19 protein-coding genes and 2 tRNA genes are annotated in these 22265 nt (G+C 44.8%); 5 read left to right on the top strand and 16 right to left on the bottom strand.

Going from position 1 to position 22265, the window contains the following annotated elements; all coding sequences use genetic code 11:
- Positions 1-93 precede the first annotated feature (93 nt).
- Entirely contained in the window at positions 94-1107 is a 1014-nt protein-coding gene (locus tag FKN88_RS14085; protein WP_004394149.1) for a peptidase U32 family protein, read from the top strand.
- 14 nt (positions 1108-1121) lie between these two features.
- Positions 1122-2000 (top strand): U32 family peptidase, encoded by an 879-nt coding sequence (locus FKN88_RS14080; RefSeq protein ID WP_004394150.1) that lies wholly within the window; start codon positions 1122-1124, stop codon positions 1998-2000.
- Positions 2001-2050: 50 nt separating this feature from the next.
- Here the strand turns inward: FKN88_RS14080 and nlpI are convergent, their stop codons facing one another.
- The 15 genes from nlpI to rlmE form a co-directional block, all read right to left on the bottom strand.
- Entirely contained in the window at positions 2051-2956 is a 906-nt protein-coding gene (gene nlpI, locus FKN88_RS14075; RefSeq protein WP_154170240.1) for a lipoprotein NlpI, read from the bottom strand.
- A 117-nt stretch (positions 2957-3073) separates the two neighbouring features.
- Positions 3074-5209: a polyribonucleotide nucleotidyltransferase gene (gene pnp / locus FKN88_RS14070; RefSeq protein WP_004394153.1), complete on the bottom strand. Its 2136-nt coding sequence runs from the start codon at positions 5207-5209 to the stop codon at positions 3074-3076.
- Between the two features lie 284 nt (positions 5210-5493).
- On the bottom strand, positions 5494-5763 hold the full coding sequence (gene rpsO, locus FKN88_RS14065) for a 30S ribosomal protein S15 (RefSeq protein ID WP_004394154.1): 270 nt from the start codon (positions 5761-5763) through the stop codon (positions 5494-5496).
- Positions 5764-5889: 126 nt separating this feature from the next.
- Positions 5890-6828 (bottom strand): tRNA pseudouridine(55) synthase TruB, encoded by a 939-nt coding sequence (truB, locus tag FKN88_RS14060; protein ID WP_004394155.1) that lies wholly within the window; start codon positions 6826-6828, stop codon positions 5890-5892.
- Positions 6828-7223, bottom strand: a complete 396-nt coding sequence (gene rbfA, locus FKN88_RS14055; protein ID WP_004394156.1) for a 30S ribosome-binding factor RbfA — start codon at positions 7221-7223, stop codon at positions 6828-6830. The genes truB and rbfA overlap by 1 nt, the downstream gene beginning before the upstream one ends.
- A 96-nt stretch (positions 7224-7319) precedes the next feature.
- Positions 7320-10022 (bottom strand): translation initiation factor IF-2, encoded by a 2703-nt coding sequence (infB, locus tag FKN88_RS14050; RefSeq protein ID WP_004394157.1) that lies wholly within the window; start codon positions 10020-10022, stop codon positions 7320-7322.
- Positions 10023-10044: 22 nt separating this feature from the next.
- Positions 10045-11532: a transcription termination factor NusA gene (gene nusA / locus FKN88_RS14045; protein ID WP_004394160.1), complete on the bottom strand. Its 1488-nt coding sequence runs from the start codon at positions 11530-11532 to the stop codon at positions 10045-10047.
- A 35-nt stretch (positions 11533-11567) separates the two neighbouring features.
- Positions 11568-12023: a ribosome maturation factor RimP gene (gene rimP, locus FKN88_RS14040; protein WP_004394162.1), complete on the bottom strand. Its 456-nt coding sequence runs from the start codon at positions 12021-12023 to the stop codon at positions 11568-11570.
- A gap of 206 nt (positions 12024-12229) precedes the next feature.
- A tRNA-Met gene (locus FKN88_RS14035) sits at positions 12230-12306 on the bottom strand.
- A gap of 55 nt (positions 12307-12361) precedes the next feature.
- Positions 12362-12445 (bottom strand) — tRNA-Leu (locus FKN88_RS14030).
- Positions 12446-12471: 26 nt separating this feature from the next.
- On the bottom strand, positions 12472-12807 hold the full coding sequence (gene secG / locus FKN88_RS14025; protein WP_040903793.1) for a preprotein translocase subunit SecG: 336 nt from the start codon (positions 12805-12807) through the stop codon (positions 12472-12474).
- A 256-nt stretch (positions 12808-13063) separates the two neighbouring features.
- Complete coding sequence (gene glmM / locus FKN88_RS14020) at positions 13064-14404, bottom strand: phosphoglucosamine mutase (RefSeq protein ID WP_004394166.1); 1341 nt, start codon at positions 14402-14404, stop codon at positions 13064-13066.
- A gap of 9 nt (positions 14405-14413) precedes the next feature.
- A complete protein-coding gene (folP, locus tag FKN88_RS14015; protein WP_004394168.1) occupies positions 14414-15250 on the bottom strand; it encodes a dihydropteroate synthase in 837 nt (278 codons plus the stop codon).
- A 174-nt stretch (positions 15251-15424) separates the two neighbouring features.
- A complete protein-coding gene (gene ftsH, locus FKN88_RS14010; RefSeq protein ID WP_115152520.1) occupies positions 15425-17362 on the bottom strand; it encodes an ATP-dependent zinc metalloprotease FtsH in 1938 nt (645 codons plus the stop codon).
- A gap of 98 nt (positions 17363-17460) precedes the next feature.
- Positions 17461-18090: a 23S rRNA (uridine(2552)-2'-O)-methyltransferase RlmE gene (gene rlmE / locus FKN88_RS14005; RefSeq protein ID WP_004394171.1), complete on the bottom strand. Its 630-nt coding sequence runs from the start codon at positions 18088-18090 to the stop codon at positions 17461-17463.
- Positions 18091-18208: 118 nt separating this feature from the next.
- On the opposite strand from rlmE, the gene yhbY reads away from it, so the two are divergent.
- Positions 18209-18505, top strand: coding sequence for a ribosome assembly RNA-binding protein YhbY (yhbY, locus tag FKN88_RS14000; RefSeq protein ID WP_040903858.1), 297 nt, complete (start codon positions 18209-18211; stop codon positions 18503-18505).
- Positions 18506-18656: 151 nt separating this feature from the next.
- On the opposite strand, the gene greA is transcribed toward yhbY, so the two are convergent.
- Positions 18657-19130 carry a transcription elongation factor GreA gene (gene greA / locus FKN88_RS13995; protein WP_004394173.1) on the bottom strand — a complete coding sequence of 158 codons (474 nt, stop codon included), beginning with the start codon at positions 19128-19130 and terminating at the stop codon, positions 18657-18659.
- Between the two features lie 565 nt (positions 19131-19695).
- On the opposite strand from greA, the gene FKN88_RS13990 reads away from it, so the two are divergent.
- Together FKN88_RS13990 and dacB are read left to right on the top strand one after the other, a co-directional pair.
- A complete protein-coding gene (locus FKN88_RS13990) occupies positions 19696-20688 on the top strand; it encodes a porin (protein WP_154170234.1) in 993 nt (330 codons plus the stop codon).
- A gap of 114 nt (positions 20689-20802) precedes the next feature.
- The gene (gene dacB, locus FKN88_RS13985) at positions 20803-22233 is read left to right on the top strand and encodes a serine-type D-Ala-D-Ala carboxypeptidase (protein ID WP_306687561.1); all 1431 of its coding nucleotides are present in this window, start codon (positions 20803-20805) and stop codon (positions 22231-22233) included.
- The last annotated feature ends 32 nt before the right edge of the window (positions 22234-22265 follow it).

Below are 22265 nucleotides of genomic sequence, written 5' to 3'. Positions count from 1 at the left end.
GCCATTGATTGAGTGAAACCTGCCTTATATCAATTCCCTAACACAGAATAATTCCTACACTAACGCACATTTATCAAAAAACAGTAATGAGCAATGGAACTACTCTGCCCAGCGGGTAATTTACCCGCCCTAAAAACCGCCGTTGATTGTGGCGCAGACGCGGTCTATCTCGGATTTAAAGATGAGACCAATGCCCGGCACTTCGCAGGACTCAATTTCAGTGGTAACAAACTCGATAAAGCGATCCAATATGCCCATGACCGACATAAAAAAGTTCATGTCGCTTTAAACACTTTCGCTCATCCAGAGGGATTTCAGCGTTGGACGCAAGCCGTCGATAATGCAGCAAACTCTGGTGTTGATGCTTTGATCATCGCTGATATTGCCTTACTCGATTACGCGACACAACATTACCCGGATATGGAGCTGCACCTTTCGGTACAAGCTTCAGCGACGAATGTCAAAGCAATTGAGTACTACCAACAACAGTTTAATATTAAGCGAGTTGTGCTGCCTCGAGTACTCTCCATTCATCAAGTAAAACAACTGTCTCGGACAATCCCTTCCGGTGTAGAGCTAGAAGTTTTCGCTTTTGGCAGTTTATGCATTATGTCCGAAGGTCGTTGTTATCTGTCTTCTTACCTAACCGGCGAGTCTCCCAATACGGTTGGCGCTTGCTCACCAGCCAAATATGTTCGCTGGCAAGAAACCGCTAATGGGCTTGAATCTCGCTTAAATAATGTTCTTATCGACCGCTATACGCATGGTGAAAATGCGGGCTACCCGACCCTGTGTAAAGGACGCTTTATCAGTGATATCGCCGGTCAATCTAAGCATTATCATGCACTTGAAGAGCCCACCAGTTTAAATACCTTGTCTATGTTACCTGAATTGTTTGCGGCTAACGTTGCCTCGGTCAAAATTGAAGGACGACAGCGCAGCCCTGCTTACGTTGAACAAGTGACGAAAACTTGGCGTGCAGCCATTGATAGCTATCTTGCTGCACCAGAGCGCTACCAAGTTCGAACGGAATGGGATAACTGCTTAGCGAATGTGTCGGAAGGAAGACAAACCACACTCGGTGCATACCATCGACAGTGGCAATGATAGGATAGAAAATCATGAAATACGCTTTAGGCCCATTACTGTATTTTTGGCCCAAAACAGACGTCGAATCGTTTTATCAACACGCTCTGTCTAGCTCAGCGGATATCGTTTATTTAGGCGAAACCGTCTGTTCGAAACGTCGCGAAATGAAAGCGGGCGATTGGTTTGATATTGCCAAGCAGCTCGCGGCAGCAGGAAAAGAAGTCGTCCTCTCGACCATGGCGCTCTTAGAAGCGCCCAGTGAAATCAATCTGATGAAGAAGTACATTGATAATGGTGAGTTTACTATTGAAGCGAATGACGTGGCAGCGATTCAGCTTGCTTATCAACAAGGCGTCCCGTTTGTCGTTGGTCCTGCTATCAATTGTTATAACGCTTATGTGCTCAAACGGTTTCTACAACAAGGTATGATTCGCTGGTGTATGCCCGTCGAGTTATCGCGTGAATGGTTAATCAATGTGTTGAATCAGTGTGATGATTTGAATATTCGTGGCAAATTTACCACCGAGGTGTTTGCGCATGGTTATTTACCACTCGCCTATTCGGCCCGTTGTTTCACCGCGCGCGCAGAAAACCTAGCCAAAGACGAGTGTCAAACCTGTTGTATTCGCTATCCGACCGGTATTCAGGTCACCAGTCAGGAGGGGCAAGCCGTCTTTAACCTCAATGGCATTCAAACTCAATCTGGCTATTGCTATAACTTAATCAATGAGCAAGCGGGCATGCAAGGATTCGTCGATGTCGTTCGTCTTAGTCCATTAGGGCAGGAGACTTTTTCACTTATCGATGCGTTTAAAGCCAATCAAAACGCCGAGCATCCTCAACGGTTAGACAACCATCAATGCAATGGTTATTGGCATCAATTACCAGGATTAGACGTTCATTATCAATAGTTCTCTGACGCCCAACTCATAAAAATTGGCTTGGGCGTCAATCGACTCACTTATTGCGCCACTCGCGCTTTGGCTAAATGAGCTTCTCGTAAATCATGATACATACGGCCTAATTCAATAAAGGCATAACGATGCTCAACATACTCATAGACATTAAAAGCAATCGCTAATTTATACAGCGAAATAGCCTGTGCAAAGTTATCTTCCATTTGATAACGTTTACCAAGATAGAAGTACGCCTCGGTGAGCTGCTGTGCCAATAAGGTATTATCACGGGTGGTGCTTAATAGCGCTTTAAACACCTGATCTTGTGGAATCTCATCCAGCATCACGCCAACTAATACCCAGCCCCACTGTTCATCATGATCTTGATAGCGGTTCAATAAATCGTGCTTCGCTTGCTGTGGATTGACATCCGATTGAATAATGTAGAGCCACAAAGCGCGAAAAGGGTCGCTCGGGTCTTGCTGATAATGAGCTTGAATATCTTGTAACGCGAGCTCTGGACGGTCACCATAATACAGGGCGATAGCGCGGTTTCTAAGGGCATATTCGTTGCTTGGATCAAGTTCTAAAGTAGAGTCAAATGCTTCATAGGCAGCATCAAATTCACCTGCTTCGGTATAATAAACCCCAAGCAAATTAAAAATATCTGGCTGAGCCGGGTTTAAGGCCAATGACTGAGTAAAGTCTAATCGTGCTAGATCTCGCAGTCCGAGATTATCGTAGCCATTGCCACGTTCAAAAAACATTTTTGCTCGCAGTTCATCGTTCAAATCGGTACGCTGCAATAATTGGCTTAAACGAGCAATCTGCACTTCCTGCTGAATCGTGGATTGCAAGGGAATCGCCATCGGTGGATAAACCCAGTGCGTTGCTTGAGAACCACCTTTTACGGCGCATCCAGCCAATAACAAAATCATGACACTTACTAGAGCGCTTTGAAACCATTTCACAAATCAGTACTCCTGTGGTTCCCCTAATCAATAAAAAAGGGAGCGAATAGGCTCCCTTTATAACATGCTTTATCACGAAAAAGCGAAAACTGTTATTTCACTTCTGTCGTTAAGCGATTATTCTGCCGCAGGTGCAGTGTTTTCTGCACTGGCTTCTTCTGCTGGTTTCTCTACCGCTTCTTTCATGCTCAAACGAACACGACCTTGACGGTCTATCTCCAACACTTTTACTTGTACTTCTTGGCCTTCTGCAAGGACGTCTGACACTTTTTCAATACGCTTATCTGCGATTTGTGAAATATGTACTAGGCCATCTTTACCAGGAAGAATCGTTACAAAGGCACCAAAATCAGCAAGACGAGCAACTTTACCCGTATAAATCTTACCGACTTCGACTTCCGCGGTAATTTGCAGAATACGACGAATCGCTTCTTGCGCTTGATCACCGTCAGTGGCAGCAATTTTGATCGTACCGTCATCTTCGATTTCAATCGTCGTGCCCGTTTCTTCGGTCAACATACGAATCACTGCACCGCCTTTACCAATCACATCTTTGATCTTTTCAGAGCTGATCTTCATGGTATGGATACGAGGCGCAAATTCTGAAATATCATCACGGGCACCAGCAATTGCTTGATCCATAACTGAAAGAATGTGCAAACGAGCACCTTTCGCTTGGTTCAGAGCAATCTGCATGATCTCTTTAGTGATACCTTCGATCTTGATATCCATCTGTAGTGCAGTCACACCATTTGAGGTACCTGCCACTTTAAAGTCCATATCACCAAGATGATCTTCATCACCTAAAATGTCAGAAAGAACAACGAAATTCTCGTCTTCTTTGACTAGGCCCATTGCGATACCAGCAACAGAAGCCTTAATAGGCACGCCAGCATCCATAAGAGCCAAAGATGAACCACATACTGAGGCCATTGATGATGAACCGTTTGATTCAGTGATCTCAGAAACAACACGTACCGTGTACGGGAATTCATCCGCAGAAGGCATTACCGCTGCGATACCGCGCTTAGCCAAACGACCATGACCAATTTCACGACGCTTAGGTGAACCAACAAAACCTGTCTCACCAACACAGTAAGGAGGGAAGTTGTAATGCAGCATGAAGTAATCTTTACGCTCACCCGTTAACTCATCGATAATTTGAGCATCACGCTGAGTGCCTAGTGTCGCCGTGACTAATGCTTGCGTTTCACCACGAGTGAACAAAGAACTACCATGAGTACGTGGTAATACACCCGTACGTACATCCAAGGCACGGATCATGTCTTTTTCACGACCATCAATACGTTTTTCACCCGCAATGATGCGACCACGAACCACTTGTTTTTCAAGTGCGCCTAGCAGCTTCTTAATTTTCATTACATCTTGCGAATCATCTTCAGCCAAGATCGCCGCAATGACATCGGCTTTGATCGCCGCGACTTTCTCGTAACGCGCCATTTTTTCGATGATTTGGTACGCTTCGGTTAGACGAACTTCAGCTAGCTGAGCAATTTTCTCTTTTAATGCGGTATTTTCTTGTGGTGCAACCCAATCCCAAGATGGCGTAGCTACTTCAGCTGCGAATTCATTGATGGCATTAATGACCACTTGTTGTTGATCGTGACCATAAACGACCGCGGCTAGCATCTCTTCTTCGCTAAGGATGTCGGCTTCTGACTCAACCATCAACACCGCGCCTTCCGTACCTGCAACAACAAGGTCAAGACGTGATTGATCCAACTCTTTCGGGCTTGGGTTAAGTACCAATTGACCATTGATATGACCAACACGAGCAGCACCAATTGGACCATTAAATGGCATGCCAGAAATCGCTAACGCAGCAGAGGTACCAATCATGGTAACGATATCTGGTTGAACATTTGGGTTAACCGATACTACCGTGGCAATCACTTGTACTTCGTTAGTAAAAGCATCATGGAACAGAGGGCGAATAGGACGGTCGATAAGACGAGCGATTAACGTTTCACTTTCTGAAGGACGACCTTCACGCTTAAAGAAACCGCCAGGAATTTTACCCGCAGCGTAGGTACGCTCTTGGTAGTTAACCGTTAATGGGAAGAAATCTTGTCCTTCTACGGCGTCTTTTTTACCAACCACAGAAACAAAAACGGCGGTATCATCCATCGTCGCCATCACAGCGGCTGTCGCTTGGCGAGCCATTACACCGGTTTCTAACGTCACGGTATGATTACCGTATTGGAAAGTTTTCACTACTGGTTTTTCGAACATTAAGTTTTTCCTTTTCTAGGTGAGACCTAGATAAATTGAACAAGACTCAAAGCACTACCAATCGCGACTAGTAAAAAAAGACTCGCTGATCCTAATCTGTTTTTAATAGCCGCGACCTGCTGGTCGACTGGGGTGACTGTAATGCGATGAGAAATAATCGTGCCAACCATCAAAGTTGGACGGGATGTAGTATAAACTACTTAGCTAGGGATATGCCAAATTTAGATAACAAAAAAAGGGGCATTAGCCCCTTTTTTAAACAAACTGTACTATGCAGCCACTGATTAGCGACGTAGGCCTAGACGTTTGATAAGGTCTTGGTAGCGTCCTAGATCTTTACCTTTTAGGTAGTCTAGAAGTTTACGACGACTTGAAACCATACGTAGCAGACCACGACGGCTGTGATGATCGCCTTTGTGCGTTTTGAAGTGACCTTGTAAGTGGTTGATAGAAGCAGTCAGTAGTGCTACTTGTACTTCTGGTGAACCAGTATCGCCTTCGGCACGTGCGTATTCAGCAACGATTGCTGCTTTAGTTTCTGCATTCAGAGACATTATTCTCTCCTAAAGAGTTAAGTTTATTATTGTGCCAGCCAATCTCTGATTCAGCCGACACGCGAGCGCGAATTATAGGGAATAACGCGCAGACACACAAGCGCAAACTCGCTTAGCCTGAGCGGATTATTGTGGATAAACCACTAAACGTTTCGGAGCGACTTTTCCATCTTGATCAATTTGCCCTACGCCAAGAAAACGTCGTTGTTCGCCTTCAGTCATTCTAACCAGACCTTCGGTGGGGGCTCCGAAAACTTGCACCGCTTGTCCATGTTGAACCATATGGGCAAGTTCAGCAATCAGGTTAACCTCTGGCAAATCTTGTACAGCCGTATCCATTGGCAGTAGCAATTCATCCAATCGCTGATACTTCTCACTCTCTTCGCCCTGTACTTCTTCAACCAAGGCATTCAATTGCTCTAAGGTCACCATGCTTTGATACGGGTAATTGGCGACTCCAATACGGCGCAACATGGTGACATGAGCACCACAACCGAGCATCTCGCCTAAATCATCAACAATCGTTCGAATGTAAGTCCCTTTAGAACAGTGGACTTCCATCTCTACTTCATCGCCTTCAAAACGGTGTAAGGTGATCTCATAGACATTGATTTTTCGAGCTTCACGGGCCACTTCAATCCCTTGACGCGCATACTCATAAAGTGGCTTACCTTGATGTTTTAAGGCAGAAAACATCGAAGGAACTTGCCAGGTTTGCCCCTGAAAAGAAGCAATATGAGTCAGTAGTGTTTCACGCTGTACATTGACCGGACGAGTTTCTACTACTTGACCATCAGAATCTGAGGTATCAGTGCGCTGACCTAGTTTAGCAATCACACGATAACGCTTATCAGAATCGAGTAAAAACTGAGAAAACTTGGTCGCCTCCCCTAAACAAATCGGTAACATCCCCGTCGCTAATGGATCAAGCGCACCGGTGTGTCCTGCTTTTTCAGCAAAATAGAGGCGTTTCACTTTCTGTAGTATATCGTTCGATGAGATGCCCGTGGTTTTATCGAGTAGTAAGACGCCGTTAATTGCACGGCCTTTACGACGTCGTGCCATTACTCTTCGTCCTCTCGACCTGCATCTTGTTGACGACGTTTATCTTGATTGACCACTTCAGTGACTAAGTTAGACATCCGCATCCCTTCGACAAGAGTATTGTCATAGTGGAAACGAATTTCTGGTGTTAGACGTAAGCGAATTCGCTTACCAAGCATCATACGAATGTGCACTTCGTGCTCACGCAGCGCTTTAATACAAGACTCTGGTGTTTGCTCTCCGATACAAAGAAAGGTCACAAACACTTTCGCATACGCTAAGTCTCGTGAGACTTCCACATCGGATATGGTAACCATTCCTAAACGTGAATCACGAACTTCACGCTGTAAAATCATCGCTAATTCTTTTTGTAATTGCTGAGCCACTCGCTGAGTTCGGCTAAATTCTTTTGGCATATTTTTTCTCACTAATAGAAAGAATGGGGGGATGGTTTCCCAGCCCCCCATGGTGTATTCAACAACCTAACATTACCGTAAATGCAATTTTAGTTGCTAGTCGATGGTACGCTGGATCTCAACGATTTCAAAGACTTCGATCTGGTCACCAACGCGTACGTCGTTATAGTTTTTAACGCCGATACCACATTCGTAACCATTCTTAACTTCAGCTACATCATCTTTAAAACGACGTAGTGATTCAAGCTCGCCTTCATAAATAACCACGTTATCACGTAGAACACGGATTGGACTGTTACGCTTAATAGTACCTTCCGTTACCATACAGCCAGCAATCGCACCCAGTTTTGGTGATTTGAAGACATCACGTACTTGAGCAAGACCAATGATCTCTTGCTTAAATTCAGGGGCAAGCATACCGCTCATCGCTTGCTTCACTTCATCGATCAATTGGTAAATGATCGAGTAGTAACGCAGATCGATATTTTCATCTTCAATCGTACGACGAGCAGAGGCATCGGCACGCACGTTAAAACCAACCACGATAGCGTTAGATGCTGCCGCTAATACCGCATCCGTTTCCGTAATACCGCCAACACCAGAACCGACAATGTTCACTTTAACTTCATCAGTTGATAGTTTTTTCAGTGATTCAGCAATCGCTTCTACAGAACCTTGTACGTCGGCTTTCAGTACCACGTTCAACTCAGCAACATCACCGGCCGCCATATTTGAGAACATGTTCTCAAGTTTAGACTTCTGTTGACGAGCAAGTTTAACATCACGGAATTTACCTTGACGATAGTTAGCCACTTCACGAGCTTTACGCTCATCACGAACCACGGTTGCTTCATCACCAGCAGAAGGAACGCCAGATAAACCGAGGATCTCAACTGGAATTGATGGGCCAGCATGCTCAATCTCGTTACCCACTTCATCACGCATCGCACGTACACGGCCATATTCCTGACCACATAAAACGATGTCGCCTTTATTCAAGGTACCCGATTGAACCAACACAGTCGCGACTGGGCCACGGCCTTTATCTAAGCGAGATTCAATCACCACGCCTGACGCCATACCTTCTTTAACGGCTTTCAACTCAAGCACTTCTGCTTGTAGAAGAATCGCTTCAAGTAAGCCATCAATATTGGTGCCTTGCTTAGCAGAGATATGGACGAACATGTTTTCGCCGCCCCACTCTTCAGGCATGATATCGTACTGAGCAAGCTCATTTTTCACGTTATCTGGATTAGCCGCTTCTTTATCGATTTTGTTGACCGCAACGATAAGAGGAACCCCTGCTGCTTTCGCATGCTGAATCGCTTCTACCGTTTGAGGCATTACGCCATCATCTGCAGCAACAACCAACACAACGATATCCGTTGCTTGAGCACCACGAGCACGCATTGAAGTAAACGCAGCGTGTCCCGGAGTATCAAGGAAGGTAATCATACCATTAGGCGTTTCTACATGGTAAGCACCGATATGCTGGGTAATACCACCCGCTTCGGCATCAGCCACGTGAGTACGACGAATATAGTCAAGCGTTGACGTTTTACCATGGTCAACGTGGCCCATAATCGTTACGACAGGAGCACGAGAAACCAGTTCAAACTTATTATCACGATCAGAAAGAATGGCTTCTTCTAGCTCATTTTCTTTACGCAAAATAACTTTATGTCCCATCTCTTCTGCCACTAATTGAGCCGTTTCTTGGTCAATCACTTGGTTGATGGTAGCCATAGCGCCCATTTTCATCATCACTTTGATGACTTCGGTGGCTTTTACCGACATCTTATTGGCTAGCTCAGAAATTACGATGGTTTCACCAATCACAACGTCTGATTTAGCAACAACGGCGCTCTTATCGAAGCCATGTTGCATTGATGTAGGTTTGTTAATTCGACCTTTACGTCCCGCTTTACCGCCACGAGTACGTGAACCACGCTCTTGTTTATCATCACGTGAGGATAATTTGGTCTTTTTCAATTTGGCTGCACGACGAGCGCCTTCTTCACGACGGTCTGCTTCATCTTCCGCCTCACGTGCATGAGTTGAGGTGGTTAGATGGTAATCTGTATCTTCTTGCATATTGCCTTTTTTCTCTTCTTCAGCAGACCAGCGATCTTTATTTTTTTCGGCCAACTCGCGTGCTATCTCTAGCTGACGCTGACTTTCCTCTTCAATTTTACGCTGAGCCTCTTCTTCTTGGCGGCGTTTTAATTGTTCGGCCTCTTTTCGTGCTGCTTCTTGCTTTGATTTATCTTGTGCAGAACGCTCACGTTTTGCTTGATTGACTTCAACCGGTACATCACGTTGAGCTTCTTCGGCTTCACGCTTCGCCTTCTCTTCTGCTTCACGCTGAGCTTTCTCTTGCGCTTCACGTGCAGCCTTTTCTTCAGCCTCACGTTTCAATGCTGCTTCGGCTTCACGTTTGGCTTTTTCTTCTGCTTCACGTTGCGCTGCTTCTTCAGCTTCACGTTTAGCATCATCTTCAATTACACTGCGCTTAACATACGTCCGTTTTTTGCGCACTTCAACCTGAACATTCTTACTTTTACCACCACCGGCATTCACACTCAGTGTGCTGCGGGTTTTACGCTGGAGGGTTAAACGAGTCGGCTCAGAACCTTCACCATGTTCTTTACGCAAATGAGTAAGAAGTTTTTGTTTCTCTTCTTCACTTACATGATCTGAACCCGCTTTTTCCATACCTGCATCAGCAAGCTGTTCTAATAAGCGGTCAACTGGCGTACCAATTTCTTCACTCAGTGCTTTAACTGTAAGTTGTGTCATGCCGCTTCCTCCCCTGCTGAAACTATGCGTCTTCGCCAAACCAACAAATATTGCGAGCCGCCATAATTAATTCGCCCGCACGCTCTTCGGTTAGGCCTTCAATACCTTCAAGATCGTCGATGCCTTGGTCAGCGAGATCTTCCAGAGTTGCTACTCCTTTCGCTGCCAATTTAAATGCCATATCACGCTCTAAACCAGCTAAACCAAGCAGATCATCTGCTGGCTCAAGCCCTTCAAATGACTCTTCTTGCGTTAGGGCAATCGTCGTTAATGCCTCTTTGGCACGAGCGCGTATTTCTTCGATGATCTCTTCATTCAGACCATCGATTTCAAGCAACTCGCTTACTGGAACATAAGCTATCTCTTCTAACGTAGAGAAGCCTTCTTCTACTAACATCTCGGCAAAATCTTGCTCAATATCGAGGTACTTCATAAATTTCTCGATAGAGGCGGTTGATTCTTCTTGATGTTTTTTCTGTAAATCTGCAACCGTCATCACGTTCAGTTCCCAACCAGTAAGTTGAGAAGCTAAGCGGACGTTTTGACCATTGCGACCAATCGCTTGAGCTAAATTATCGGCTTCAACAGCAATATCCATTGAGTGGGCGTCTTCATCAACAATGATCGAAGCAACATCAGCAGGAGCCATCGCATTGATAACGAACTGCGCAGGGTTATCATCCCACAACACGATATCGATACGCTCACCACCAAGCTCACTAGATACCGCTTGTACACGTGCACCACGCATACCTACGCAAGCACCGACAGGGTCGATGCGCTTATCGTTACTTTTCACCGCGATTTTAGCGCGAGAACCAGGATCACGTGCCGCGCCTTTTAGCTCGATCATCTCTTCGCCAATTTCTGGAACTTCAACACGGAAGAGTTCAGCAAGCATTTCCGGTTTAGAGCGCGTAATAAACAGTTGGAAACCACGAGCTTCAGGTGCCACTTTAAAGAGCAAACCACGCACTCGGTCACCTGAGCGGAAGTTTTCACGTGGTAATTGGTCTTCACGTAGAATTACCGCTTCCGCGTTATTACCCAAATCAACAATCACGCTATCGCGGTTAACTTTCTTAACCACGCCAGTGACAAGCTCACCTTCGTTATCGATAAACTGTTCAACAATTTGCGCACGTTCGGCTTCACGTACTTTCTGTACGATCACTTGCTTAGCCGTTTGAGTGGTAATGCGATCAAAAGTCACTGACTCAATTTGATCTTCAATGTAATCACCCAACTGAACCGTTTCATCATCATAATTCGCCGCATCAAACGAGATCTCTTTGGTTGGATGCTCAACGTTTTCAACCACTAACCAACGACGGAAAGTTTCAAACTCACCCGTTTTACGGTCGATAGCCACACGGACCTCAATTTCCATTTCGTGTTTTTTCTTGGTCGACGTAGCCAAAGCTGTCTCTAACGCTTCAAAAATACGTTCACGAGGTACCGCTTTCTCATTAGAAACCGCCTCAACGACCGCTAAAATTTCTTTACTCATTGTTATAGCCTCTTAAGCTCTATTCTCTAGGAGAACTAAAATTTAGGGATCAGGTTAGCTTTGGCAATATTACTTAGGGCGAAATATTCTTCTTGCCCATCAGCAATAACGGTGACCGTTTCGCCTTCAACCGCATGGATAATACCTTTCCATTTACGGCGATTAGCAACAGCCATTTTTAAGACAATGCTGACCTCGTGACCTATAAACTGCTCGTAATGTGCTGCTTTAAAGAGTGGTCTTTCCAAACCAGGCGAGGATACTTCTAAGTTGTAAGCGACCGTGATCGGGTCTTCAACGTCCAGTACCGCACTGACTTGGTGACTAACTTCAGCACAAGCATCAACGGTGATGCCATTTTCATGATCAATATAGATACGCAGTGTTGAATGTTCACCAGCACGCACAAATTCTAATCCAACTAATTCATAACCTGTTGCCGCTACTGGCGCTTCAAGCATTTCAGTAAGTTGTCTTTCTAAACCAGTCATTTAAACCACTCCAGAAACAAAAAAAGGGCATAGAGCCCAATTTAAATTCCAAGCAAGCACCTGAAATTTTCATGATGAAATTCAGATAACAAAAAACCCCGAAAGTCGGGGTTTTTTGTTGCTGGACCCTGATAAATTGAGAAATCATTCTCAACTGCAGTGAGGTTAACACTGCCAAACTTGCATCAATTTACCACTTAGGTAAATGGTTGCGGGGGCCGGATTTGAACCGACGACCTTCGGGTTATGAGCCCGACGAGCTACCAAGCTGCTCCACCCCGCGTCCGACTTGTAAGCAATTATACGCGCTACAAGGTGATTTACAAGTTTGTAAATAATGGTGCCGAGAGAGGGACTCGAACCCTCACACCATAGGCGCTAGCACCTCATGCTAGTGTGTCTACCAATTTCACCATCTCGGCATAACCTGACTTATCTTTTGATAAGTTTAGCGAGGAATCTCATCGCCTTTAGGGGCTGGAATATCACTCACTGAGTTATCAGCTTGCTCGACCACATGACCTTGTAACGGGTCAACCCATTGTGATTCGGTTTTGTGTGTAGACATATTGCCTAACACCAAGCTAATAACAAAAAATGCGGTTGCAAAAACTGCAGTCATTCGGGTTAAAAAGTTACCTGAGCCGCCAGCACCAAACACTGTGTTTGAAGCACCGGCACCGAATGAGGCTCCCATATCTGCGCCTTTACCTTGTTGAATCAACACTAGGCCGATAATACCAACCGCTGCCAACAGGTAAATCACAAGTAGAACTGTAAACATTGCTTCCACCTATGTTCCAAATTGTTGAGCCAGCGCCGTTCAATCATGCGACTTAAACAAGGCTAGCGACCTCCTCATCGAGGGCGGACGCAATACTAACGAATGCCCGTTTCGCTGACAAGAGGTATTTAGCAAAAAAGTCTTTTTTATCAATCAAACGGTCAAAAAAGGCTCAACAATCGACTTCGATAACGCTATTCTCTCTATTTATTAACATTGGTCGCCATTAAAAAATAGAGAAAAAGACGCTAAAAACTTAGCAATTGGCTTTGACCGCCGCCGCAATCTCTAACGCTGATGCTTGTACTAACTGGGCATCTTCGCCCTCTACCATCACTCGAATAAGTGGCTCGGTGCCCGACGCACGTAACAGTACCCGTCCTTTATCACCGAGCTGAGATTCAACCTGCTTTACCGCCGCCAATACCGCTGTCGATTCAAGAGGTTTGCTCTGCCCACTAAAGCGAACATTTTCTAACACTTGTGGATAGAGAGTCATACCTTGCGATAATTCATATAAAGACAAATTACTGTCAATAACCGAGGCTAAAACTTGCAACGCGGCGACAATGGCATCTCCAGTCGTGACTTTGTCGAGTAAAATCACATGCCCTGAATTTTCAGCACCAATTTTCCACCCTTTTTCGAGCAGTTTTTCCATTACATAGCGATCACCGACCGCTGCGCGGACAAATGGAATACCTAGCTGCTTTAAGCCATTTTCCATGCCTAAATTCGTCATCAGGGTGCCAACCACCCCACCTTTCAGCTCACCTCGGCGCAGAGCATCACGAGCAATGATATAAGCTATCTGATCGCCATCGATTTTATGCCCCAAATGATCAACCATGATGATTCGATCACCATCACCATCAAAAGCCAGCCCTAAATCGGCTTGCTCAGCCACCACTTTCTGTTGCAAGGCACGAACATCGGTCGCACCCACCTGATCGTTGATGTTTAAACCATTCGGCTCAGTGCCGATGGAGACCACTTCTGCACCTAGCTCTTTAAAAACATTAGGGGCGATATGGTAGGTTGCCCCATGAGCGCAATCGACCACGATTTTTAAACCAGATAGACTAAGTGTGGAAGGAAAAGTACTTTTGCAAAATTCGATATAACGGCCAGCAGCATCGACCAAACGAGTCGCTTTACCCAACTCAGCCGATTCAACACATTCAATCGGTTTATCTAATTCAGCCTCGATAGCCAATTCCAGTTCATCGGGTAATTTAGTCCCAGCAGAAGAGAAGAATTTGATGCCATTGTCATAATAAGGGTTATGCGATGCAGAAATCACAATCCCCGCTTCGGCGCGAAAAGTTTGGGTAAGATAAGCAACGGCAGGCGTCGGCATTGGCCCAGTGAAAATCGCTTTTAACCCGGCAGCAGCTAGACCTGCTTCTAATGCAGACTCCAGCATATAACCTGAAATTCGCGTGTCTTTACCGATAATCACTTTTTTGGTGCCTTGCTGAGCCAACACGCGCCCCGCAGCCCAACCAAGTTTTAAAACAAAATCAGGCGTGATTGGATACTCACCAACTCGGCCTCGAATACCATCGGTGCCAAAATAACGTCTAGTGTTAGACATAATACTTCCTTAATGTTTATGACGCTGCATCATTTGTATGATCGTCAATGCTTCTACGGTTTGTTCAACATCATGTACGCGAAGAATCTGCGCACCTTTTAAAGCCGCTAATGTTGCGCTCGTCACGCTCGCCACCATGCATTGTGCCGGTTTTTTACCTAATGGCTTAAACAACATTGATTTACGAGACATTCCAGCCAGTAAAGGCAAACCAAAATGGTGAAAGGCCTCTAAATTCGCTAACAGATGATAATTGTGTTCCAGTGATTTACCAAAACCAAATCCAGGATCCAGAATAATATTCTGGCGTAGGATCCCCGCTTTCTCACACGCGGCAATACGCTCGACTAAAAATTCATCCACCTCTTTTAAAATATCATCATATTCAGGAGCGATTTGCATCGTTCTTGGCTGGCCTTTCATATGCATAATACACACTGGCACTTGGGCATCGGCGGCGGCTTGCAAAGCCCCCGGCTCTTGTAACGCTCGTACATCATTAATTAAGTCCGCGCCCGCTTGTACCGCCTGACGCATAACTTCCGCTTTACTGGTATCAATCGATATCCAAATTTCAGGATAATGATGGCGGATAGCCTGAATAACCGGGATCACTCGTCCAAGCTCTTCGGCGAGCGATACCTCTGGCGCCCCCGGACGTGTCGATTCACCACCGATATCAATAATGCTGACTCCGGCATCAATCATCTGTTTGGCTCGTAAAAGTGCACGCTGTACAGTGGTGTATTGACCACCGTCAGAAAAAGAGTCTGGGGTCGTATTCAGTATTCCCATCACTTGAGGCTGGTCAAGCTGAAGCTGTTTGGTTGTGGTTTGAATTTTCATAAGCCTCTGAATATAGAATGGATTAACAAAGAATACGTTACCCCTATCACTCACTAAGCTCAAGAGTTATAGCAAAACGATAAATAACTTATTCACCGAAATGGCAATCCAAAACGTGTTCGCCAGTAAGTAAAAAACCCCGAACAAGTCGGGGTTTGATTAGTAGATAAAACGTTAATCTTTATCTTTGTGCTCTGAAGCTGGTGGAGTTTCCACATCAGATTCTGCAGAAGCGGTAGACTCTGGCTCAACATTATCTTGAGTGGCTCTAGCGGCCTGATCGGCCCAACCAGCAGGTTCACGAATCTCCGATTTACGAGCCATCAAATCATCAATCTGTCCTGCATCGATGGTTTCATATTTCATCAGTGCGTCTTTCATCGCGTGCATGATATCCATGTTTTTCTCAAGGATCTCACGGGCACGATCATAGTTACGGTCAATGATCTTACGAACTTCATCATCAATCAGCTTGGCAGTATCTTCAGAAACGTGCTTAGTTTGTGTCACACTACGACCTAAGAATACTTCACCTTCATCTTCTGCATAGAGAAGAGGACCGAGTTTCTCTGAAAAACCCCATTGAGTGACCATCTTGCGAGCAATCGCTGTGGCTCGCTCAATGTCATTCGAAGCTCCAGTAGAAACGTTATCAGCACCATAAATCAGCTCTTCAGCAAGACGGCCGCCATAAAGACTGGAGATCATCGATTCTAGATGTTGCTTAGACATGCTGACACGATCTTGTTCTGGTAAGTACATAGTCACACCCAACGCTCTTCCGCGAGGGATAATAGAAACTTTGTACACCGGATCATGTTCAGGGACTAAACGCCCAACAATCGCGTGGCCAGCCTCGTGATAAGCCGTTGATGCTTTCGTCTCTTCAGACATCACCATTGAGCGGCGCTCTGCACCCATCATGATTTTGTCTTTAGCCAGTTCAAACTCAACCATAGACACATTGCGTTTATTACCACGAGCCGCAAATAGTGCCGCTTCATTGACGAGGTTGGCTAAATCTGCCCCCGAGAAACCCGGTGTACCACGAGCAATCAACGACGGTTGCACATCATTCGCTAATGGGACTTTACGCATGTGAACTTTTAAGATTTGCTCACGACCACGAACATCAGGTAAACCAACGACAACTTGGCGGTCGAAACGGCCTGGGCGTAATAATGCAGGGTCCAATACATCAGGACGGTTAGTCGCGGCAATAACGATAACGCCTTCGTTACCTTCAAAACCGTCCATCTCAACCAACATTTGGTTTAAGGTTTGTTCACGTTCATCGTGACCACCGCCGACACCAGCACCACGCTGACGACCGACCGCATCAATTTCATCGATAAAAATGATACAAGGCGAGGCTTTTTTGGCTTGCTCAAACATGTCGCGCACGCGCGACGCACCAACACCGACAAACATTTCAACGAAGTCAGAACCAGAGATAGTGAAAAAAGGCACCTTGGCTTCACCAGCAATTGCTTTAGCCAGCAAGGTTTTACCCGTACCAGGGGGACCAACCATCAACACACCCGTTGGGATTTTACCACCCAACTTCTGGAATCGACTAGGATCGCGCAGATAATCAACCAATTCTTTGACGTCTTCTTTCGCTTCATCACAGCCAGCAACGTCAGTAAAATTCGTTTTAATCTGCTCTTCACTCATCATCCGAGCTTTACTTTTGCCGAAGGACATGGCGCCTTTGCCACCGCCGCCCTGCATTTGACGCATGAAGAAAATCCACACCCCAATCAGCAATATCATTGGGAACCAAGAGATAAAGATGGTTCCAAGCAGACTTTGTTCTTCTGGTGGTGTTCCTTGTACTCTTACGTTTTGATTAATCAGATCATCAAGCAGCTTTTGATCATATACCGGCATGTAAGTAACAAATCGACTGTTACTACCACGGCGAGTAAAGGTTATTTCGCTGTTCTTGAATTGAGCTTCCTGAATTTGGCCTTGACCAACTTCTTGTACGAATGTGGTGTAGTCCACTGTTCTTCCGCTGCTGTCACCAGGGCCAAAGCTCTGGAAAACCGACATCAGCACAACGGCAATAACCAGCCACAGTATTAGATTTTTTGCCATGTCACTCAAGGTGCAAGCCTCGCGATAACTAGTTGTAATTAAAGGTAGGGTACTACAGTTTGTAGGCTGTAGCTATAGTGTTAACTCTCACCGATAAAGGCAAATAGTTAACCTTTGTAACCAGTGGCAACAACATAAACCTCTCGAGAGCGTGCTCTTGAAGAATCTGGTTTACGAATTTTGACCGCCTTGAACATACTACGTACCTCTTGGACATAATGATCAAAACCTTCGCCCTGGAACACTTTGACCACAAAACTACCATTAGGGATAAGAACTTGTCGACACATATCTAATGCTAATTCGACCAGATACATCGCTCTTGGTTGATCCACTGAATTATTTCCGGCCATATTAGGAGCCATATCAGACATCACCACATCAACCATATCTGGTTGAATACGTTCGATTAATGCAGCCAGAACGCTCTCTTCTCGGAAGTCACCTTGTAAAAAAGAGACACCGGCAATCGAATCCATCGGCAAAATGTCACAAGCAATGACCTGTCCTGTATCGCCAACAATACTAGCCGCATATTGTGACCAGCCACCGGGCGCAGCCCCTAAATCAACGACAGTCATACCAGTACGCAGTAACTTATCCTTACTTTGGATCTCTTTTAGCTTAAAAATCGCACGTGAACGATAACCTTTCTTTTTTGCTTCATGAACATAGATGTCATCAAAATGCTCTTTCAACCAACGAGAAGAACTCGCGGAATGTTTCTGTTTACTCATTCGATACCTAACTAAGGTGCTTCTATTCGAGAAAGTCTTGTAGAAAATATAGTCTTCCTGAGTAGATGGCGCTAAAATGGTGGTTTTCAACCCTAATATTAATAAATTTGGTCGCGTAATGAATCTAAGCAACAAACAAAAGCAGCACCTGAAAGGATTGGCTCACCACTTAAACCCAGTAGTATTGATGGGTGCCAATGGCCTCACCGAAGCTGTTTTGGCAGAAATCGAAATTGCGCTTAACTATCATGAACTCATTAAAGTCAAGGTAGTATCAGAAGACCGTGAAACGAAACTATTGATTGTTGATGCGATCGTTCGTGAAACGGGTGCAGAAAAAGTCCAAGTCATTGGTAAAACCTTGGTCCTTTACCGCCCATCTGAGCAGCGTAAAATCGAATTACCCCGCAAATAAATTGCTCCGTTCGCTAAGTATGCGAGCCTCGCTACTTAAGCTTATAAAAAGGTCGCCTTGGGCGACCTTTTTATTGTTGTTTCTGTTAAACACTCGGTACACACTACGAAATACCTCTCGACGGTTGATCTCAATAGTGCCTCAGCTCGATTTACAGATAATCAACCTTGTCTATTTCAAAGACTTTATCACCGCCTGGGGTCGAGATGGTGACTTCATCACCTTCCATTTTACCAATTAACCCACGAGCAATCGGTGAACTGACTGAAATGCGTCCTGCTTTGATTTCCGCTTCATCATCACCCACGATTTGATAACGCTTCTCTTCATCAGTATCGACATCAATCAAGCTCACTGTCGAACCAAAAATCACTTTTCCTGTGTTTTCTATCTTTGCGATATCAATCACTTGAGCTACCGATAATTTATATTCGATATCGCGAATCTGAGCTTCGCAGATCCCTTGCTCTTCTCGAGCGGCATGATATTCGGCATTCTCTTTTAAATCACCTAATTCACGAGCTTCAGCAATCGCTTGAGTGATTTTTGGACGCAGCTTAAGTAGTCGCTCAAGTTCATCACGCAGCAATTTTTCACCGCGTACGGTCATTGGAACTTTTTCCATCTTATTACCTCTATGCCAAAACTATCTTTGGACAATACAAAACTACCCAACCCGATAAGGGGGTCAGGTAGTCGTCTTTGAATGCATACTTATCAGTGTAAACAAACATGACGATGAAATCATCCAAATTCAATCATTGCGATCAAAAATTGAGATTAGGCACAATGAGGTAAATTTAATGTGATCCATCCCACACACTCACCTGTCGAAAAAACATTCAAAATGACTAAAAAAATCTAAATAACCCACTTAGAAACAACGGTCAGACCAGCGGACAGAAACCTAAAAAGCAAATTAAAATCAAAGGTTTGATATTTTTTACATCGCAATAAAACACTGTTCATTACTGGAATTTATATCATTTTACTAACGGATAACGGAACTTTGCAGTTACAAAGGTAGACACGAATAGGTCGAATGTTTCACCTGTGAGTTCACTTCTTTGAAGTCACACGAGTAGAAACATTGGTTGTTCGTTGCACATATCAATGATTTGAACCATCGCTTTCAAACTTTGTTATGTCGCCGATAACAATTTATGGACAGTAAATTAGGACTTAATAAAATGAACAAAACTCTGATTGCTCTAGCAGTTTCAGCTGCTGCAATGACCGCTGGTGTTAATGCTGGTGAAATTTACAACCAAGATGGAACTTCGCTTGCGCTAGGTGGCCGCGCTGAAGCACGTCTATCTCTAAAAGATGGTAAAGCAGAAGATGCTTCACGTGTACGTATCAATGTATTAGGTAAAACTCAAATCAATGACAGCCTGTATGGCCTTGGCTTCTACGAAGGTGAATTCACTACAGCCGATAAAGGCGGAGATGTTGATAGTAACAGCAACAGCCTAACTAACCGTTACGCTTTTGCTGGTATCGGCGGTGATTTTGGTCTAGTGACTTACGGTAAAAATGACGGCGCACTAGGTGTGATCACTGACTTTACCGATATCATGGCTTACCATGGTAACAAAGCGGCTTATAAACTGACCGTTGCTGACCGTGCTGACAACATGCTGACTTACGCAGGTCAATTTGATGATCTTGCAGTAAAAGCGAGCTACCGTTTTGCTGACCGTGTAGAAGACACAAACGCAGATAAATTTGCTGATAATAACCAAGATGGTTACTCACTTTCAGCTATCTACACATTTGCTGACACTGGCTTTGCTGTTGGTGCTGGTTACGCCGATCAAGACAAAGCTGATCAGTGGATGCTAGCCGCCTCTTACGCGATCAACGATTTGTACTTTGCTGGTACTTATGTTGATGGCCAAGATAAGAGTGGTGCAGATAAAGAAGACTTTACTGGTTATGAGCTAGCCGCTAAATACACTATGCAACAAACTGTATTTACGACTTCTTACAACTACTTAAAATCTAAAGAAGCAGGCGTTAAAGAAGACTTAGCTGACAGCATTGCTATCGATGCAACTTACTTCTTCAAGCCTAACTTCCGTTCTTACATCTCATACAACTTTAACCTGCTAGATTCAGATAAAGTAGGTAAGATGAAAGCTGAAGATGAGCTAGCTCTCGGTCTACGTTACGACTTCTAAGTCGTCTTAATTACGCATCATCATGCTTAATTAACACTCCAAACGCCTGCGCACTAGCAGGCGTTTTATTCTCTGGTTATACTGCCTTCCTGTTTGATTGATTGTCGATCGTTTATGCATTGTCTATGGCGCTACCTTTCTTCTATTTTTATATTGCTTTACCTGTTTATCGTACCCCATGTTTGGGCCGATTTTGAGCAAGCAAAAGCACAACTGCCAACGGGCACTCGCAGCGGTTTAGTCAGCCAATTACTCAATGAACAACAAACCGTTAATCAATACACCGATGGGTATTTCCCGCCTGCCAGCACCTTAAAAATCATTACGGCTTTGGCGAGCCAACTCGAACTCGGTGAACAATTTCGTTTTACCACCGAGTTACGTGCTGATAACCATCAGCTAGCCTTGATTTTTTCTGGCGATCCAACCTTAACGACGGCCAACTTACGTCAATTATTCAGTCAGTATCGTTCTAAACACGGCCGCAAGATTAGCGGAGATATCTGGCTTGATATCAGTCAATTCAGTGGTTATCAACGAGCGGTAGGCTGGCCTTGGGATAGCCTTGGCGTGTGTTATAGCGCTCCGGTCAGCGCGGTTAATCTTGATGGCAACTGTATTCAAGCGTCGATTTATACCCAAGATAACGGTTCTACTCGAGTTTATGTTCCCCCTCATTACCCGGTTCATGTCAGTAGTGAGGCTAAAACGGTCTCTCAAGCTCTGCAGCAAAGCTTACATTGTGATTTAGAGTTAATCGCCACGCCTAACAATCACTATCAACTATCAGGCTGTTTAGCGGAACGTGAGCAACCACTACCGCTTCGCTTTGCCGTACAAAATCCTGAACTCTACGCTCAACGCGTCATTCATCAACTGCTACGACAACTTGGCATCCATTTAGAAGGCGATATAAAAATCGGTCAGCCTCCAGAAATACAGACTATGGCGAGCATTGCAATACATCGCTCGGCAGCACTGCCTGAACTGCTCAAAATCATGCTGCAAGACTCGGATAACTTGATTGCTGACTCTCTCACCAAAACCTTAGGCCAGCACTTTTTCTTGCAGCCCGGAAGCTTTGCTAATGGCACTGAAGCCATGAAACAAATTATTTTTGCCAACACCGGAATTGACTTGCAAGATGCTCAGTTAGTCGATGGTTCTGGGTTATCACGTAATAACCGCTTACGCTTAGAGTCGATGCGTCAGATCCTTGCCTACTTGGCTGCTCACGATCAGCAATTATCGTTATTGAGTTTGCTACCAACGGCCGGAGAGAGTGGAACTTTACTCTATCGTCGTAGTATGCGTCATAGTAGCGTACGAGGTCAGCTTATCGCCAAAAGTGGCTCGTTATACGGCACACATAACATGGCGGGTTTTGTTATCAATGAGCAAGGTAAACCACTAAGCCTATTTATTCAGTACGTGACGGATTATTTCCCATCCACTGCCAATGCTCACTTACCGATAGAACCACCCATTACCCAATTTGAGCTACGTTTCTATCAAGATGTGATTAACATGGCTCACGGCCAATAAACAAAAAGCGCCATTAGGCGCTTTTTGTTTAT

The organism is Vibrio sp. 2017_1457_13, assembly GCF_030851525.1.
Classification (GTDB): Bacteria; Pseudomonadota; Gammaproteobacteria; order Enterobacterales; family Vibrionaceae; genus Vibrio; species Vibrio metschnikovii.
The sequence above is the reverse complement of the archived record's forward strand: the minus strand, read 5'-3'. Positions and strand labels throughout refer to the sequence as shown.

Coding starts and splice junctions, on each gene's coding strand:
- truB (WP_004394155.1), bottom strand. CDS start 6,828: ATGGCACGACGTCGTAAAGGCCGTGCAATTAACGGCGTCTTACTACTC.
- FKN88_RS14080 (WP_004394150.1), top strand. CDS start 1,122: ATGAAATACGCTTTAGGCCCATTACTGTATTTTTGGCCCAAAACAGAC.
- dacB (WP_306687561.1), top strand. CDS start 20,803: ATGCATTGTCTATGGCGCTACCTTTCTTCTATTTTTATATTGCTTTAC.
- FKN88_RS13990 (WP_154170234.1), top strand. CDS start 19,696: ATGAACAAAACTCTGATTGCTCTAGCAGTTTCAGCTGCTGCAATGACC.
- greA (WP_004394173.1), bottom strand. CDS start 19,130: ATGGAAAAAGTTCCAATGACCGTACGCGGTGAAAAATTGCTGCGTGAT.
- nusA (WP_004394160.1), bottom strand. CDS start 11,532: ATGAGTAAAGAAATTTTAGCGGTCGTTGAGGCGGTTTCTAATGAGAAA.
- glmM (WP_004394166.1), bottom strand. CDS start 14,404: ATGTCTAACACTAGACGTTATTTTGGCACCGATGGTATTCGAGGCCGA.
- FKN88_RS14085 (WP_004394149.1), top strand. CDS start 94: ATGGAACTACTCTGCCCAGCGGGTAATTTACCCGCCCTAAAAACCGCC.
- rimP (WP_004394162.1), bottom strand. CDS start 12,023: ATGACTGGTTTAGAAAGACAACTTACTGAAATGCTTGAAGCGCCAGTA.
- folP (WP_004394168.1), bottom strand. CDS start 15,250: ATGAAAATTCAAACCACAACCAAACAGCTTCAGCTTGACCAGCCTCAA.
- rlmE (WP_004394171.1), bottom strand. CDS start 18,090: ATGAGTAAACAGAAACATTCCGCGAGTTCTTCTCGTTGGTTGAAAGAG.
- infB (WP_004394157.1), bottom strand. CDS start 10,022: ATGACACAACTTACAGTTAAAGCACTGAGTGAAGAAATTGGTACGCCA.
- rbfA (WP_004394156.1), bottom strand. CDS start 7,223: ATGCCAAAAGAATTTAGCCGAACTCAGCGAGTGGCTCAGCAATTACAA.
- secG (WP_040903793.1), bottom strand. CDS start 12,807: ATGTTTACAGTTCTACTTGTGATTTACCTGTTGGCAGCGGTTGGTATT.
- yhbY (WP_040903858.1), top strand. CDS start 18,209: ATGAATCTAAGCAACAAACAAAAGCAGCACCTGAAAGGATTGGCTCAC.
- rpsO (WP_004394154.1), bottom strand. CDS start 5,763: ATGTCTCTGAATGCAGAAACTAAAGCAGCAATCGTTGCTGAATACGCA.
- pnp (WP_004394153.1), bottom strand. CDS start 5,209: ATGTTCGAAAAACCAGTAGTGAAAACTTTCCAATACGGTAATCATACC.